Annotated in this window: 1 protein-coding gene; it reads left to right on the top strand. The window is 37.6% G+C overall.

From position 1 onward, the window contains the following. Window positions 1–100 precede the first annotated feature (100 nt). Window positions 101–540: IS110 family transposase (locus E3U55_RS17080; protein WP_153801980.1), on the top strand; the 440-nt coding region annotated here is incomplete at its 3' end.

Genomic DNA, 540 nt, shown 5'->3' with positions numbered 1-540 from the left:
AGCATTCCTGTAGAGCGTTAAATTTCAAGTTTGATAAAAAAAGAGTCCCTCGCTAAGATGATTATAGACAAGTAAACCAATTCTTAGGAGGAACTCTTATATGAAGTATAAAATGCAAAATCAACAAAATCAACTTATTGAAAGAATTTCAGACCAACACCTCGTCATTGGTGTGGATATTGCTCAACATATTCACGTCGCTCGTGCTGTTAATTTCCGAGGTATCGCAGTTGGTCATCCAATCTCGTTTGAAAATAACGAAGTTGGCTTTACTAGACTACTAAATTGGATCAACAAATTAAAAGCTACTAATGGTTTTGTAACTGAAATAATCGGAATGGAACCTACCGGTCATTACTGGTTAAACCTGTCCAGATGGCTACACGAACAAAACATGGATGTGGTAACGGTTAATCCTCATCTTGTTAAAAAGAACAAAGAAAACCGTGATAACACCCAATCAAAAAGTGACAAAAAGGATGCCTTGGTCATCGCGGACATGGTGAAAAACGGATACTATGCCTTTATCCGTCCAACTCC

The organism is Filobacillus milosensis (assembly GCF_004402015.1).
Classification (GTDB): Bacteria; Bacillota; Bacilli; order Bacillales; family Alkalibacillaceae; genus Filobacillus; species Filobacillus milosensis.
The sequence above is the reverse complement of the archived record's forward strand: the minus strand, read 5'-3'. Positions and strand labels throughout refer to the sequence as shown.